This window comes from Neobacillus massiliamazoniensis (assembly GCF_001048695.1).
Classification (GTDB): Bacteria; Bacillota; Bacilli; order Bacillales; family Cytobacillaceae; genus Neobacillus; species Neobacillus massiliamazoniensis.
The window spans coordinates 589,282-603,177 of sequence record NZ_CVRB01000002.1 but is presented as its reverse complement, the minus strand read 5'-3'; the positions used below and the strand labels follow the sequence as shown (position 1 = coordinate 603,177).

The following is a 13,896-nucleotide window of genomic DNA, read 5'->3' as shown; positions in this document are numbered from 1 at the left end:
GGTGTCAGGCACCTTTCGTGTACATTTGTGCTCGTGGGGTGGACAGTGTTGGTACCTGACACCACTTTAAAAAAGCGAAGACCACAAATTCGTGCTATTGTGGTCTTTTCGCTTTTTGTTGATTATTTTGGTTCAATCACATTTTCTGATAATGGGAGGATCAACGGATTTGTCTCCACATGGATTTTTCCGTTCCGAATGGTGCCCGTCTTATCGCGTTGAATGAGACGCCTTATTTACTCCCCAATTTAGAACAAATCCGTAATCCGTATTCCATAACTTTTTCGATTAAAAGGTATTGTCTATCTTCCGTGATATTGAAATTGACATAACCGATGCTAAGTGCACCGATCAGTTCGTTTTTGTTATTAAATAAAGGAGCGGCAACGGATGAGGTTCCTGGTGTTTTCTCCCCGTGACTTTCCGCGTAGCCCTTTCGACGAATCTTACTTAATAGTTGCAAAAACTCCTCCGTTTCCTCCTTAGGTACCAATGATTGTATGATTTTTAAAGCTTCCCCTTGAGGCATATGGGCTAACATCACTTTATTGGCTGCTCCAATGTTCATTGGGATTCTCATTCCAAGCTGGTCATAGATGCGGATGGGATTTTGCGGACAGTCAATTCTCTCAACCACTAAAGCTTCCAGCCCAATCGATTTACTAAAATACACACTTTCTTCCACTTCATGCATTAATTTTTCCATTTCAGGCCGAATTAAGCTGACAAAATCGAAGCTATCATACATCTGCAGGCCGTATTCCAGCCAAGCATTCCCTAACGAATAAAGCTTTGTTTCGAGGTCTTGCTGTATAAGGCCATGTTTTTTCATGGATTGTAAAAGGCGATGTATCGTACTAACAGGTAAGTCACATTCCTTTGATAAATCAGTAATCGAAAACCACTTTTTCGTTTCGTTTCCTGTCAGCGCTTGGATTATATGCATGGCTCGGTCGATTGATTGCATTAAGCTATCTCCTATTCAAACAAAATAGTATTCTGTAAATTCATAATATATTGACATGTATTTTTATCTACTATATTATCAATATTATAAATTTTCCCCATTGAGGAAATCAATTCCGCAATTCGGAAAAATAAAGGGGAGATGCACTTGTTAACATCAATGTTTAAAAAGCTCAACACTGTAATTGTGAAGCATCCAAAAGATGCATTTCTCAATCAGGAGCATTTAAGCCTGGAATGGGAAAAATACAACTACATCAATGAACCTGATTTTATCAAGGCCCAGCATGAGTATGAACAGTTTCTTTCAATTATGAAGCAGCATGTTGAACGGATTGAATTTTTACCGGCATCGGAAGGTGTTGGTTTGGATTCTCTTTATGCACATGATCCTGTGAAATTCACCCCGAAAGGCGCCATTATTTTAAAATCAGGAAAAAAATTACGGCAGCCTGAGGCGGAGGCATATAAACATTTTTTGCAAGAAAAAGAGATACCAATATTGGGAGAATTAACTGGTGATGCCGTGTCAGATGGAGGCGATCTTGTCTGGTTGGATGATCGAACCTTGCTAGTCGGCCGCGGTTACCGCACTAATGATGAGGCCATTCAGCAAATCAAAGAGATGACGAAGGATTTTGTCGATGAATTGATTGTCGTCTCGCTGCCGCATGACAGGGGGGAGGCAGAGTGTCTACATCTTATGTCGATTATTAGTTTAGTAGACAGAGATCTTGCAGTTGTCTATTCGCGCTTAATGCCTGTATTTCTTCGGCAGTTGCTAATTGAACGCGGGATCAAGCTGATTGAGGTTCCGGAGGATGAATATGATCGACTTGGCTGCAATGTTTTGGCATTGGAACCGCGGGTTTGTGTAATCGTTTCTGGAAGCCCTTACACAAAGCAACAATTACTCTATGCCGGGGCAACTGTCTATGAATATGAAGGAAATGAAATCTCTTACTTGGGAACAGGCGGTCCGACATGCCTTACATGTCCGGTGGTCCGCAGCTAATATTGAGGAGGAATGAATATGTTTAAAAACGTTATTGTCAAAACACCTGGAGAAAGCTATATCAATGGTTTAACTACTTCTGATCTTGGTACACCTATTTTGGAAAAAGCGCTTGACCAGCACCAAGCTTATGTAGAGGCATTAAAAGCATGTGGAGTTGAGGTAACGATTCTTCCAAGCAATGTAGATTTTCCGGATTCCACCTTCGTTGAGGATACGGCCGTTCTTACCCCGAAGTTTGCTGTCATTTCTAACCCTGGAGCACCTTCCCGAAACAAGGAAATTCACGAAATGGAGCCGGCCCTGCAGTCTTTTTATGAAAATATCCATTATATCCAAGCTCCGGGAACGCTTGAAGGCGGAGATATATTACAAATTGATGATCATTTTTATATTGGTCTCTCGGCACGGACAAACTTAGCGGGTGCTGAGCAATTAAAGTTGATTTTGGAATTGGAAAATTACAAGGCTACGATTGTCCAGCTAGAAAAATTCTTCCATTTAAAAACAGGCATTGCGTATTTAGGGGATCAAACAGTGGTGGTAGCTGGTGAATTTGTGGATCACCCAGATTTTAATGAATACACAAAAATTATAGTTCCACCGGAAGAGGTGTATGCGGCCAATTGTATTCGGGTAAATGATTATGTCATCATTCCTGCTGGATATCCTGTCACAAAGCAAAAAATTAACAAGGCTGGTTTTCAAACGATTGAGCTTGAAATGTCTGAGTTTCAAAAACTAGACGGCGGATTAAGCTGCTTGTCACTACGTTTTTAAAAGAGAAGGACAGGTTTCCTTTGATTAAAGGATTTAAAACTGCACTTTTATAAAAGAGTGATGGGCTTCCAGTTTTTGTGGGATATATTACAACGTTTTTAAAAAGAAGTTAGATCTTTTTGGGGATAAAAGATTCGACTGTTTGCACCTTATTACGCTACGAAAAAAATACTTGGCATTGCCAAAATACGAAGGGTGTGAAAATACATGGTGGAACAAGGGGTTAAGGAAAATCAGTTAAATCGGTCAATGAAACGGCGGCATTTGTTTATGCTTTCATTAGGGGGAGTTATTGGGACAGGATTGTTTTTAAATGCCGGTTATACGATTCACCAGGCCGGAGCAGGCGGTTCACTTATAGGGTATTTATTTGGTGGAATCATTTTATACCTGGTAATGGTGTGCCTGGGGGAACTTGCTGTCTACATGCCTGTTACGGGATCATTTCAAACATATGCTAGTAAGTTTATTAGTCCTTCAGCCGGATTTTCATTAGGATGGATGTATTTCATTGGTTCTGCGACAACGGCAGGCGTTGAATTTACGGCGGCAGGAATCCTGATGAAGCGGTGGTTTCCTCATACGTCTGTCTGGATTTGGTGTGCGATTTTCATCCTATTGCTCTTTGTTCTTAACGCCTTATCAACCAAAGGGTTCGCAGAGGCGGAATACTGGTTTTCCAGTATTAAAGTGGTAGCGGTCCTGTTCTTTATCGTTATTGGTTTGGGAGCTATTTTGGGCATCATTCCTTTGCATGACCGGCCGGCGCCATTTTTACATAATTTTGCGCCAACAAAACTATTCCCCGCAGGGGTTACGGTTCTTTTTGTTACGATGATGAACGTCATCTTTTCTTATCAAGGCTCTGAATTGATTGGGATTGCTGCAGGTGAAAGTGAAGAGCCCCATAAGAATATTCCACGAGCAATTCGAAACATTATTTTTAGAATTATCATCTTTTATATCGCTTCTATTATTATACTATCAGCTATTTTTCCAACAAAGGAGCTTGGGTTATTAGAAAGCCCATTCGTTAAGTTAATGGATTTGGCAGGGATTCCATTCGCGCCTGACATCATGAATTTCGTCATCTTAACAGCTATTTTATCGGTTGGAAACTCTTGTATTTATGCTTCAACCCGCTTACTTTGGGCAATGTCAAATGATGGAATGGCACCAAAGTTGTTTGGAAAGCTGACAAAAAACAAGGTTCCCTTTGCATCTCTTGTGTTTACCATGATTTTTTCCCTTTTATCCTTGTTAACAAGCGTAATCGCTGCAGATACAGTATTTGTCTTACTTATGGCTATTTCGGGCATTTCGATTACCATCTCATGGTTTGGAATCGCTCTCTCCCAATTTATGTTTCGTCGTAAATACCTGCAATCGGGAGGGAAACTAGAAGACCTACAATATAAGGTTCCCTTCTATCCGTTTATCCCAATCGTCTGCATGGTATTCTGTGTATCTATCTTAATTTTCTTAGCCTTTGACCCAACCCAACTAGTAGGACTCTTAGTCGGCTTAGCATTTCTAATCATTTGCTACCTATTCTACTACATGAAAAACAAGAAAAAAGAAGAAGGCATCCGAGAGACAGAAATAAATTCATTATAGAGTTTATTGAGTGTCATTTATTTGGTGTCAGGCACCGTCCGTGGACATTTGTACGTATCTAGTGGACAGTCGGTTCATTATTTTGTTTGTTGAAGGAGTTATCTTATATGGAACAGCTTAGGTGGGGAACGCCGCAGACTTTGCGCGAGCTATTGTGTGAAGTGGTGAGTTGGAAAAGCATGACGCTAACAGACGGTGAGCGTGAATTTCCGTCAAAGATTCTCACAAAGCTTCAAGATTTGGTGTATTTTCAGGAGAATCCGAATCACTTGCGACTACACGATGCTGATTTGGGCCGGAGGTTTTTGACGGCTTTATATAGGCATCCTGATGTGAATGATACCATTGTCCTCATTAGTCATTTTGATACGGTGAATACGGAGGAGTATGGTGATTTGGAGGAATATGCATACCGTCCAGAAGAGTTGACGAAACTGCTGTGTGAAAGAAGAGTGGAATTGCCAGAGGACGCACTGCAGGATCTTCAATCTGGTGATTATTTATTTGGCCGGGGCACAATGGATATGAAAATGGGACTCGTCATGCATATGGGTCTACTGGAAAAGGCAACGGTCGAACAATGGCCGATTAATATTCTATTGTTGACTGTTCCGGATGAAGAGGTTAATTCCTCAGGTATGCGTGCGGCAGTTCCAAAGCTGCTCGAATTGAAGGAAGAGTTTCATCTTTCCTATAAACTATTCCTAAACGGTGAACCTGTCTTTACCCAGGAACCGGGTGATGAACATTATTATGTTTACTCCGGTTCGATTGGTAAGATTATGCCATCAGCGCTTTTTTACGGAAAAGAGACACATGTTGGGGAACCGCTTAGTGGCATTACAGCCCCATATATTGCGTCCTTTTTGACGCAAAGGATGGAATGGAATCAAAACCTTCAAGAATCAGTGATGGGGGAAAAAACTCCACTTCCAGTAACCCTTCAACAGAAGGATTTAAGATTGGAATATTCTGTTCAAACCCCGTACCGCTCATCGGCCTTATATAATGTGTTTTTAATGAAGCGTAGTGCCGAAGAAATTATAAATCTATTTGAAAAAGTTGCCGTTGATGCTGCCCGTGCCTGCAATCAAGTGTACAGGGAAATCTGTGCTGAGCAGTCCGTAGAACCAATCGGGGAAGTGCGGGTAATACGGTTTGAACAATTGCAAAAATATGCCTTAGAAAAATTGGGAGCAAATTTCGTAGAAGAAGTGAAATCGGCGGTCCAAGCAAATCCAAATTGGGATGACCGTGAAAAATCTTTTCGGATTGCCGATACTCTGCTCATTCAGTGCCAGGAGCTCGTACCGGCAATTGTTTTACTATATGCACCGCCTTATTACCCAGCCGTCAATTCTTCCGAAGACGCTCTGGTAAAACAATGCGTTGAATTTGTGAAAAACCAAGGACTCGAAAAATTTGGCCTTCAAATCAAACAAGTTCACTTTTTTAATGGAATCAGCGACTTAAGCTACGTGAATTATCATGATGCGGGGGAAGAATGGACTGTTTTTAAAGAAAACACACCTGTATGGGGCACCAGTTACGGTATCCCCTTCGATGCAATGGCTGACCTCCAAGCCCCTGTCTTAAATGTCGGGCCATTTGGAAAAGATGCACATAAACGGACTGAACGTCTTCATATAAAAAGTGCTTTTGAGCAAGTACCAATCCTTGTTGAAGAGATGATCAAAATGATGGCTAGGAAGGCAGTAAAAAGCTGATTCGCTTTGATGAATCAGCTTTTTTGTAAAAACAACTCTTATATCTATAACTACTCATTATTGGGAGATACCAAATGTAATTGAACCCAATTAAGGAAAAAGAACAAGTGATAGATTCAAATCTTTGCATAAGTAGCAATAGATAGTATTAAACGGGAGGTCAGCCCTAATTGGGATACCCTCTCTTCACATGAATTCAAAAAAGTTCTTTCAATGCATTCTTTAAATGACCTTTGTTATTTTCCAAAGCTGTCATAATACAGGGGCCTTGAATGCCGGTTAACAAAGAAAGGATAGCTGGCTTGATTGAGCCATATTCTTCTAATGCCAATTTCTGCTTCTTCTAAACTAGCATCAGCAGCTTCCCCCACAATGAGCTTGGCACTTTCTCTTAGCTTATGATTGGTCGGTAGCACATCATCATTAGATTACTATTGAGATGTAGGAGGCACATAAGCAATACCTTCCTCAATTTGTTAATAAACAATAATGAATAGCTTACTACTGTATTACACTCCCTTTTAAATCTTTGGATTGAGAAGGGGGTGTTTTTGTCATTGAAGATAAGGTAATAGAAGGGACCGAATATGGTTCCCTTCCATTTAGCAATGTACTTCACTAATAAGAGCAAGAGTATTTCCTTCTGTGTCCTTAAAAAAAGTCATCCATGTCTCTGTTTGACCCATTTTGGCGACAAGATGCGGTTCGTCAATAAAAGAAACTCCTTTACCGATTAAATCATGATAAGTTTCTTTTATATTTTCAACTTGGAAATAGATGACTGAACTTGAATTGGCATATTGCTCTTTTTCAGGAAGACTTAGAAGAAGCCGAAGCCCATTACATTCAAAGAACGCCATAGTGTCTGTTTGAAATAGGAGTGTTAGTCCTAATGCATCCTGGTAAAAAGAAACCGCGCTTTGTAAATTTTTTACTGGTACCCCAATTTGTCCAACCTTTTGTATGGTAGTAGTCCCCATCGAATAATCCCTCCTTGTTCTAAAATGACTAATGTTGAAATCTAGATGTAGCCTATTGAAATCCAACAAATCTACTAACATAAATTTGTTGCATATATTATCTTCTATAAAAAACATGATTTTCCTTTTTTAGCAAAATATTTTAGGGTGACATAATTCCTATTATGCCGACTATTAAAATGTTAAAAAAGGAATGTCCAAAATAACCAAGAAATTGTTCAGCTCATTGTGAAAATGTGTTAGAAACCTATGAGATAATGAAAGCAAATGGGGTAGTATTAAAAGAGGAACTAAAGGAAATGCAATTGGGTACAAACGAGACGTTTAGAGATGAAGATGGTAATGAATTTGGTTAACATTGAATGAAGAGAAATCAACATTTTGTGATTTCTCTTCTTCTTTTTAAAAAATTATTATGGTTACGATTCCAACAAATTCTTAATTTTTTTCAAATCTTTTATGTTGGCTTTTTTCATCATGGATGCCATAAATGGAGTAAACAGCTTTGAAAATCCGGTTGGATTGCCTTTGTTTCTTAGTGTCATTTTGGTTAAATTATCATCTATTGCTTCCCAAGTATAGGTTGTCTCCATTGGAAAGGGACCATCAGCTGTTCGCATAACAAGTTTTTGTCCGGGATTAAATTCCGCAATTTCGTAGACGTAGGCTAGCTGCCGACCTAGAAATTGGGCTTTAAATGCGATTCGAGAACCAAGGGCTAATGGTTTTTGAGTTTGCCACTCCGCAGAATCAATATTTACATACCATTCAGGTGCATTTTCAGGGTTAGCTGCATATTCGGAAACCTTTTTGAGTGGACATCGAATGTTTATTTCTGTAAATACGTCTACCATATTGGACTCCTAGCGAAAGGTTATTTTTGCTCCACATAATTTTTAAGTAAAGTGCCAAGCAGGTATTTCCAACCTTCGGAATGTTCTTGTTCCCAGTTCTCTTGGATGACACCTGACGCTGTATGTGAAAGCTGAAGCAAGGTTGCTCCATCCTTCTCTTTAAGGCGGTACGTATAGGAACTATTTACGGCTCCTTGCATCCCAAGATGACCTTGGAGGCGGATTTCTTCGGGTGCATTCACAAAGTAGACATTGCCCCAAACGGCGCCCTCATTTTCACCCCATTTTTCAATAAATTGGCCTCCTGGCACCGGATTGAATGTAAATTGAGATGGTACTCCTTTTGGAGCTAAACGGAATTCCCACCAATCTTCGGCTCTTTCCGTTAACGCTTTGAAAACCTGCTCTCTTGGAGCCTCGATTAAAACCTCTTGTTCAATCCTAAAAGCACGTCCTTGTTCTTGGTCTTTTACTGTCATTGCTAAATCTCCTCCTTTTTTTTCAACTACCGAACGCAGGTTAAGCAGTGAATTGGCTGCTGATCCCATATATTTTCCAACCCAACGGTTATGCATTTCTTGAAGGGGAACTGCGTTAAGGAAATTACGTCTATACTTACCTTCGCGCCGAACTAATACTAAATTTCCTTCCTCAAGGATGGTCAAATGCTTCATAATAGCATATCTTGAAACTTCGGGGAAATATTCGTTTAGTTCACCTGTCGTTTTAGCTGATTCTTTTAGAATATCTAATATTCTTCTACGAATGGGGTGACCCAACGCTTTAAATAAACCAGAAAGTTCGTCTTCCATTTATAAGGTCCTTTCAAAAAGGTTACACATTATATGTGAATAGAAGGTAACATATAATGTGTGACCTTATGGTAACATGTATATAATTTAAGGTCAAGTAGCAATTGTATATTTAGGATTCGACTACTTAAATGTTGATATACCTGTTACCATTAATGTTGGATTCTCTGCAATCAATTATGAGATTATATCTATTTACATTGGAAAAACTATACTATTGTTGAATATAAAAAGGAGGAATATTTATGCCTATGCCGAAACCAGATGAAGAGTCTAAATCATTTTTTGCTTCTGTTATACCGGTTGAGCCTCGAATTATGATTAAGCCAATGTTTGGAAATCTTGCTGGTTTTATTAATGGAAATATGTTCACGGGTTTATTCGGAACAAAAATTTTTGTCAGACTTCCAGAAAATGATCGCCATCGCCTTTTGGAGGAGGAGGGTGCAGCTGAATTCTCGCCGATGCCTGGGAGGCCAATGAAGGAGTATGTTACTTTTCCAGATGAATGGTGAAACGAACCAGATAAAATACGTGAGTGGATTCAGCATTCCATCGAATGGGTTGAAACAATGCCGGAAAAAGTTCCTTCAAAGAAAAAGAAATCGACTGCCAATAAGAAGTAAGATAGGGACTTGGGAGTTTTTGGAAAAACCAAATGACGACGATAAACGACTGCGCTACGGTGTTTGGTTTGAGGAGATTACTATTACGATTTGGGTTGCCACTATACGAAATGATGCTCTTCTTTTTGCTTATATCTCCATTAGCAAGAGCATCCATTCATCTTTCTATTCGTGATCGATTCTTATTTTTTACATCATCTTGCATCCCCATCGCTTGTTACGGGTAGTGGGTTCCAGGATAGCATATTTTCATTCCGTTACTCATACTTTTATTTGTAGGACTTACAGTTCAATGATGGGGAGTCTTGTCAACGAGCGGAAAAGACCGCAACGATGGGGTTGCGGCAACAAAACAAATTTCTTCATTATCTCCGAATACATAGGTCATCATCCTAACGACGTTTGATCATGACGAGTGGATTTTAGATGCCATTCACAAGATTGGTGTAAAAAATATAAATGAAGACATCAAGCTTGCGAGAACGATAGGTATTTCATCCAGATGAATGGGGGATTCGAATGGAAATAGTAAAGTCTATTAATCTGTTAGTCAGATTTCTCGTCGAATTATGCGCGTTGGCAGCGCTTGGCTACTGGGGATTTCATAGTGGGAACGGGATTTTTATTAAGCTCCTTTACGGTATTGGGGCGCCGCTATTGGCAGCCGTTATTTGGGGTATGTTTATTGCTCCTCGTGCATCAGTGGAAGTACCTGACTGGCTGCATTTACTCCTTGAAATCGTTGTTCTTGGTTCCGCCGCATTGGCACTATATTTTGCTAAACAACCGACGCTATGCTTTATATACACGGCAGTGGTCATCATTAACCGTATTTTTTTAACGGTTTGGGATCAGTAATAAGAAAATAATTCAAGGTGCCTGACACCAGAATAGCTAAGAGGCACCGAGGAAAGTGCAGCGGTGCCTCTTTTTTTGTGCAATGAAAATGTCAGAGTGCCGAACCAAGTGCCATCACCTAAAAGTTTAACTGGAAGGTTTGTGATTTGGCTAAAAGAACATGGGAGTCGCCGTCAAGAAGGTCATCGGTTGAAAACGACAAGGATGTTATTTTTTTGATATTTTGTCCGGACTCGTTTAACAAGCCAATAGTCCCTTCCCTTTCTTCGTCAGGGCTGTAATCAACTCTGCTGACACTCTTTGTTCCTATTAAAGTATCCCCTGAAAGGATAAAGTTTTTCTCTGGTACTCTATAAGTTAATTTATTGTTAAGCGTGACATTTTCCATACTGAAAAATTGGAGATCCTTTGAGCCGGTATTTTTAACAGAATAAGTGATTTCAAAATAAGTGATGTCATTGCCAATTTCAGTTCTAGAGGAATCCAATTTATCCTTTATTTCATCATTACTTAAATGTTCCACTGCATATAATTCATATGTCTCTTCAGGGCTTAAACCGGTATACTCACGCAAAAGGTCTTTCGTTTCTTTTTTCATGTTTGATAATTTGATTAGTTTAATATCATTCAAGGTAATGACCATAGGGGAAATGGTGAATGTTTTGTCTACCTTCACTCTATTTAATAGGGTTAACGTTCCCCAGTCTTTTTGGTGTACCTTTTGGCCAACTTCCTGGAGATGGCTCCCACCGTTATCTTCCACCACCGGTATATTTTCTTCTTTTTTCACTATTTTGTGTTGACTTTTTTCGTGTACCTTCTTAATGGGTTTATTGAGATAGAAAAAAGTAAACAGACTTATTAATATGAAGAAAAGAACACCAATTGTAAGGGTTTTACGTGAATTAAATAAGATAAGTCCTCCGCTCCTTATAAAAGAAATATGGCTGATAAATCCATCATAAGTAACGGTGAGTTTTTATGTCAATGTAAAAAGAGCTTGGAAAATTATCTCCAAGCTCTTTATTAATCAATAGTTATTCCAATTTAATTCAGAATTTCCTTTTCTTTTTCTATTTCCATTGCCGAAACAATATAAGCAAACCCGTTCATAAGAAAGTAAATCATGTTGGATTGTAATCGCTCATTTTCTCCTAAATACGTATTAATAATCATGAAGACCGAATATAGAACAACAAAAAATAATGCAATTCTATTAAAAATAATCATTTCTACAACCCCTTTTTCCGATTCTTCCTCTTTTAATAATATTTACGTAAAGGAGGTATTATGCTATTTCTTTAACGGTGCCTGACACTCGCGATTAGCGCAAATTTGGAAAAGAAATCATTTCGCTTTCTTTATAGAATCAAGCTGAGGGGGAAAGAGAATGAATGTATTAAAGAAAAAAGATCCATATCAGGTTTATATTTTAATCTGTTTCTTATCACAGTTATTCTTTACGTTTATATTCACTGTGAATTTATTGTACCAGGTTCAAATCGTTAAGCTCGATCCATTTCAGCTTGTGATCGTGGGAAGTGTGCTCGAGGCAGTTGTTTTTCTGTTCGAGATTCCGACGGGGGTGGTTTCTGACATGAAAAGCCGAAAGCTTTCCATTATCATTGGCTATTTTTTAATTGGGATTGGTTTTTTCCTCGAGGGAAGCTTGCCGTATTTCTCAACCGTCATGTTGTGTCAGATTTTTTGGGGAATCGGTTATACCTTTACGAGTGGTTCTGTGCAAGCATGGATTGCAGATGAAATAGGGGAAGAGCGAGCTTCATTAGCATTTGTCCGCGGCGCGAAGGCGGGAAACCTTGGAAAAATAATTGCCATTCCGTTAAGTATCGTAACGGGTTATGAGGTGATTAGTCTCCCCATTATGACTGGCGGTATTTGCATGATTGGACTTTCGATATTTTTAATTTATTTTATGAAGGAAGAGAAATTTAAACCTACTACAAAAAGAGTATCCACATGGAAGACGATGAAGGGGAATCTAAGCGCTATTTTTTACTTTTCGAAGGCCAATTATTTTATGCGCATCCTCTTTTTGATCGCATTGTTTTTTGGATTATATAGTGAGGGCTTTGACAGGTTATGGATTTCCCACTTTTTTGAGGTAACCCATTTATCGTCTTTACCAGAAGGGAAACTAGTGGTCGTTACGGGGGGAATTGAATTTATTGTCGTGCTGGCTTCCTTTGCCATCCTCCACTTAATTGGCCATATTCCAATCCATCAGCATCTGAAACATATTTATCTAGCTTTATTGATTGGAAGTTTATTGATTATTGCTTCATTAATTGGTTTTGCTCTGTCAACGCAAATCATCAGTTTGCTAGTCTTTTATATCATTATCCAAGTAACAAGGTATGCCATGTATCCGTTGGAGGATGTCTGGTTGAATAAAATCATTCCGGATTCTTCTAATCGGGCGACCTTCTTTTCGGTAAAAGGGCAAGTGGATGCTATTGGCCAAATTTGTGGCGGCCCGGTGATTGGTCTTATTGCTTCCAACTTTACGATTAAAATAGCGATGATGGTCAGTGCCCTTCTTTTAACACCTGTATTATTTTTATATAGTATGATTTTGAAAAAATTAAAAGGGTGATGCGTTCACCCTTTGTCACGTTCTTTAATAGGGATATGTATTTCCATATAGATTTTTTCAAAATCCCAGTAATGGCAATACTCGTCATAATATTCAAAGTCAAAGACAGACTCATCCATTTCATACGCGGATTGTGGAAACCAGTCCTCTAAGATGTAGCGCCATGTTCCTTTAATGGAGGGAACGAATTGGTCCTCATCAACAAGAGGGGTTCTAAACACGCAATAGGTGGCAGCGGGGATTTCCAGATGGGTCAGACCGATCGGAAGTGGTCTTCCTTCATCAAAATCTACTCCAAATAAATAGATACATTGATCTTCAGTCGTCTTTACATTGATACAATACTCCCCGTGCTTTTTAGGCGATAATTTCTTATAAAGAGATCTTTCAACAGAGCCATCATTCAACCCTTTTTGATCCCAAAAGGCAGGAGCATCTCTTGTATAAGCGACATTGTCCATATGAATATCAAACTGCATGCCGGCTACGGAAAAAGCTTGTCTTTTCACAATTTTTGGCTGCAGCACAATCCCGCCGGTGTTTTTTTGATGGAGACTTAGCAAGTCCAGCTTTTGCGGTAAGGATGTTGGGCAATGAAGCTTATAAAGACTTGGAGGACTCCCAAAACATTTTTTAAAAGCTTTTGTAAAACCTGCATGTGTTTCAAATCCATAGTCCAAAGCAATTTGAAGGATTTTTTTTCCATGGACAAGTTCATGAAGGGCAAACTGAAGCTTTCTTTTTACGACATAATCCATAGGGCTAAAACCGGTATGTTTTTGAAACAATCGATAAAAATGATAGGGTGAGTACCCGGCGATTTCTGCTAGTTTCTCAGGTTCAATTTCATCTTTTATATGTTCTTCGATATAATCAATAACTTGTTGCAGCAACATGATTTGTTGGATGGGAATCACCTCTATTGTAATTTACAATATTAAACTATTTTGTAAATGATTTTTGGAGAATGAAAAAGGAGTTCTTAAAGTAGAGAGAGTAGAAAATATTTTGTGTAAATGAATACAGACGCAAAAAAGGAAGATC

General features: G+C 39.0%; 17 protein-coding genes. 9 read left to right on the top strand and 8 right to left on the bottom strand.

What is annotated here, in order from left to right; genetic code table 11:
• Positions 1–232: 232 nt before the first annotated feature.
• The gene (locus BN1082_RS10785) at positions 233–967 is read right to left on the bottom strand and encodes an IclR family transcriptional regulator (RefSeq protein ID WP_090634127.1); all 735 of its coding nucleotides are present in this window, start codon (positions 965–967) and stop codon (positions 233–235) included.
• A 141-nt stretch (positions 968–1,108) separates the two neighbouring features.
• On the opposite strand from BN1082_RS10785, the gene BN1082_RS10780 reads away from it, so the two are divergent.
• The 4 genes from BN1082_RS10780 to BN1082_RS10765 all read left to right on the top strand — a co-directional run bounded on the left by BN1082_RS10780 (position 1,109) and on the right by BN1082_RS10765 (position 6,105).
• Positions 1,109–1,981 carry a dimethylarginine dimethylaminohydrolase family protein gene (locus tag BN1082_RS10780; RefSeq protein ID WP_090634125.1) on the top strand — a complete coding sequence of 291 codons (873 nt, stop codon included), beginning with the start codon at positions 1,109–1,111 and terminating at the stop codon, positions 1,979–1,981.
• 18 nt (positions 1,982–1,999) lie between these two features.
• Positions 2,000–2,761 carry a dimethylarginine dimethylaminohydrolase family protein gene (locus BN1082_RS10775; RefSeq protein WP_090634124.1) on the top strand — a complete coding sequence of 254 codons (762 nt, stop codon included), beginning with the start codon at positions 2,000–2,002 and terminating at the stop codon, positions 2,759–2,761.
• A 207-nt stretch (positions 2,762–2,968) separates the two neighbouring features.
• On the top strand, positions 2,969–4,378 hold the full coding sequence (locus BN1082_RS10770) for an amino acid permease (RefSeq protein ID WP_090634122.1): 1,410 nt from the start codon (positions 2,969–2,971) through the stop codon (positions 4,376–4,378).
• A gap of 107 nt (positions 4,379–4,485) precedes the next feature.
• Positions 4,486–6,105, top strand: coding sequence for a M20/M25/M40 family metallo-hydrolase (locus BN1082_RS10765; RefSeq protein WP_090634120.1), 1,620 nt, complete (start codon positions 4,486–4,488; stop codon positions 6,103–6,105).
• A gap of 196 nt (positions 6,106–6,301) precedes the next feature.
• Here BN1082_RS10765 and BN1082_RS28545 read toward each other — a convergent pair whose 3' ends face one another.
• Positions 6,302–6,436 (bottom strand): hypothetical protein, encoded by a 135-nt coding sequence (locus tag BN1082_RS28545; protein ID WP_281177007.1) that lies wholly within the window; start codon positions 6,434–6,436, stop codon positions 6,302–6,304.
• Positions 6,437–6,707: 271 nt separating this feature from the next.
• Positions 6,708–7,085 (bottom strand): VOC family protein, encoded by a 378-nt coding sequence (locus tag BN1082_RS10760; protein ID WP_090634118.1) that lies wholly within the window; start codon positions 7,083–7,085, stop codon positions 6,708–6,710.
• 236 nt (positions 7,086–7,321) lie between these two features.
• On the opposite strand from BN1082_RS10760, the gene BN1082_RS28695 reads away from it, so the two are divergent.
• A complete protein-coding gene (locus BN1082_RS28695; protein ID WP_342666641.1) occupies positions 7,322–7,441 on the top strand; it encodes a VOC family protein in 120 nt (39 codons plus the stop codon).
• A 63-nt stretch (positions 7,442–7,504) separates the two neighbouring features.
• Here the strand turns inward: BN1082_RS28695 and BN1082_RS10755 are convergent, their stop codons facing one another.
• Both BN1082_RS10755 and BN1082_RS10750 read right to left on the bottom strand, forming a co-directional pair.
• Positions 7,505–7,939: an SRPBCC family protein gene (locus tag BN1082_RS10755; protein WP_090634116.1), complete on the bottom strand. Its 435-nt coding sequence runs from the start codon at positions 7,937–7,939 to the stop codon at positions 7,505–7,507.
• Between the two features lie 20 nt (positions 7,940–7,959).
• Positions 7,960–8,751: an SRPBCC domain-containing protein gene (locus tag BN1082_RS10750; RefSeq protein ID WP_090634114.1), complete on the bottom strand. Its 792-nt coding sequence runs from the start codon at positions 8,749–8,751 to the stop codon at positions 7,960–7,962.
• A gap of 245 nt (positions 8,752–8,996) precedes the next feature.
• Between BN1082_RS10750 and BN1082_RS10745 the strand changes: the two genes are divergently transcribed.
• The 3 genes from BN1082_RS10745 to BN1082_RS10735 all read left to right on the top strand — a co-directional run bounded on the left by BN1082_RS10745 (position 8,997) and on the right by BN1082_RS10735 (position 10,235).
• Positions 8,997–9,266 carry a TfoX/Sxy family protein gene (locus BN1082_RS10745; protein WP_090634112.1) on the top strand — a complete coding sequence of 90 codons (270 nt, stop codon included), beginning with the start codon at positions 8,997–8,999 and terminating at the stop codon, positions 9,264–9,266.
• On the top strand, positions 9,241–9,552 hold the full coding sequence (locus BN1082_RS10740) for a hypothetical protein (RefSeq protein WP_090634110.1): 312 nt from the start codon (positions 9,241–9,243) through the stop codon (positions 9,550–9,552). The genes BN1082_RS10745 and BN1082_RS10740 overlap by 26 nt, the downstream gene beginning before the upstream one ends.
• Before the next feature lie 344 nt (positions 9,553–9,896).
• Positions 9,897–10,235 carry a YrdB family protein gene (locus tag BN1082_RS10735; RefSeq protein WP_090634109.1) on the top strand — a complete coding sequence of 113 codons (339 nt, stop codon included), beginning with the start codon at positions 9,897–9,899 and terminating at the stop codon, positions 10,233–10,235.
• Positions 10,236–10,353: 118 nt separating this feature from the next.
• Here the strand turns inward: BN1082_RS10735 and BN1082_RS10730 are convergent, their stop codons facing one another.
• Both BN1082_RS10730 and BN1082_RS10725 read right to left on the bottom strand, forming a co-directional pair.
• Entirely contained in the window at positions 10,354–11,025 is a 672-nt protein-coding gene (locus BN1082_RS10730) for a hypothetical protein (protein ID WP_090634107.1), read from the bottom strand.
• 257 nt (positions 11,026–11,282) lie between these two features.
• Positions 11,283–11,465, bottom strand: a complete 183-nt coding sequence (locus tag BN1082_RS10725; RefSeq protein WP_090634106.1) for a hypothetical protein — start codon at positions 11,463–11,465, stop codon at positions 11,283–11,285.
• Positions 11,466–11,625: 160 nt separating this feature from the next.
• Here BN1082_RS10725 and BN1082_RS10720 point away from each other — a divergent pair, with 160 nt between their 5' ends.
• Positions 11,626–12,852 (top strand): MFS transporter, encoded by a 1,227-nt coding sequence (locus tag BN1082_RS10720; RefSeq protein WP_090634105.1) that lies wholly within the window; start codon positions 11,626–11,628, stop codon positions 12,850–12,852.
• A 5-nt stretch (positions 12,853–12,857) separates the two neighbouring features.
• On the opposite strand, the gene BN1082_RS10715 is transcribed toward BN1082_RS10720, so the two are convergent.
• On the bottom strand, positions 12,858–13,748 hold the full coding sequence (locus BN1082_RS10715) for an AraC family transcriptional regulator (RefSeq protein ID WP_245640388.1): 891 nt from the start codon (positions 13,746–13,748) through the stop codon (positions 12,858–12,860).
• Positions 13,749–13,896 lie beyond the last annotated feature (148 nt).

Bases quoted from the DNA above. Each gene is read 5' to 3' on its own strand.
- BN1082_RS10750 (WP_090634114.1), bottom strand. From the start codon at position 8,751: ATGGAAGACGAACTTTCTGGTTTATTTAAAGCGTTGGGTCACCCCATT.
- BN1082_RS10745 (WP_090634112.1), top strand. From the start codon at position 8,997: ATGCCTATGCCGAAACCAGATGAAGAGTCTAAATCATTTTTTGCTTCT.
- BN1082_RS10775 (WP_090634124.1), top strand. From the start codon at position 2,000: ATGTTTAAAAACGTTATTGTCAAAACACCTGGAGAAAGCTATATCAAT.
- BN1082_RS10770 (WP_090634122.1), top strand. From the start codon at position 2,969: ATGGTGGAACAAGGGGTTAAGGAAAATCAGTTAAATCGGTCAATGAAA.
- BN1082_RS10760 (WP_090634118.1), bottom strand. From the start codon at position 7,085: ATGGGGACTACTACCATACAAAAGGTTGGACAAATTGGGGTACCAGTA.
- BN1082_RS10715 (WP_245640388.1), bottom strand. From the start codon at position 13,748: ATGTTGCTGCAACAAGTTATTGATTATATCGAAGAACATATAAAAGAT.
- BN1082_RS10720 (WP_090634105.1), top strand. From the start codon at position 11,626: ATGAATGTATTAAAGAAAAAAGATCCATATCAGGTTTATATTTTAATC.
- BN1082_RS10740 (WP_090634110.1), top strand. From the start codon at position 9,241: ATGTTACTTTTCCAGATGAATGGTGAAACGAACCAGATAAAATACGTG.
- BN1082_RS10725 (WP_090634106.1), bottom strand. From the start codon at position 11,465: ATGATTATTTTTAATAGAATTGCATTATTTTTTGTTGTTCTATATTCG.
- BN1082_RS10785 (WP_090634127.1), bottom strand. From the start codon at position 967: ATGCAATCAATCGACCGAGCCATGCATATAATCCAAGCGCTGACAGGA.
- BN1082_RS10755 (WP_090634116.1), bottom strand. From the start codon at position 7,939: ATGGTAGACGTATTTACAGAAATAAACATTCGATGTCCACTCAAAAAG.
- BN1082_RS10735 (WP_090634109.1), top strand. From the start codon at position 9,897: ATGGAAATAGTAAAGTCTATTAATCTGTTAGTCAGATTTCTCGTCGAA.
- BN1082_RS10780 (WP_090634125.1), top strand. From the start codon at position 1,109: ATGCACTTGTTAACATCAATGTTTAAAAAGCTCAACACTGTAATTGTG.
- BN1082_RS10765 (WP_090634120.1), top strand. From the start codon at position 4,486: ATGGAACAGCTTAGGTGGGGAACGCCGCAGACTTTGCGCGAGCTATTG.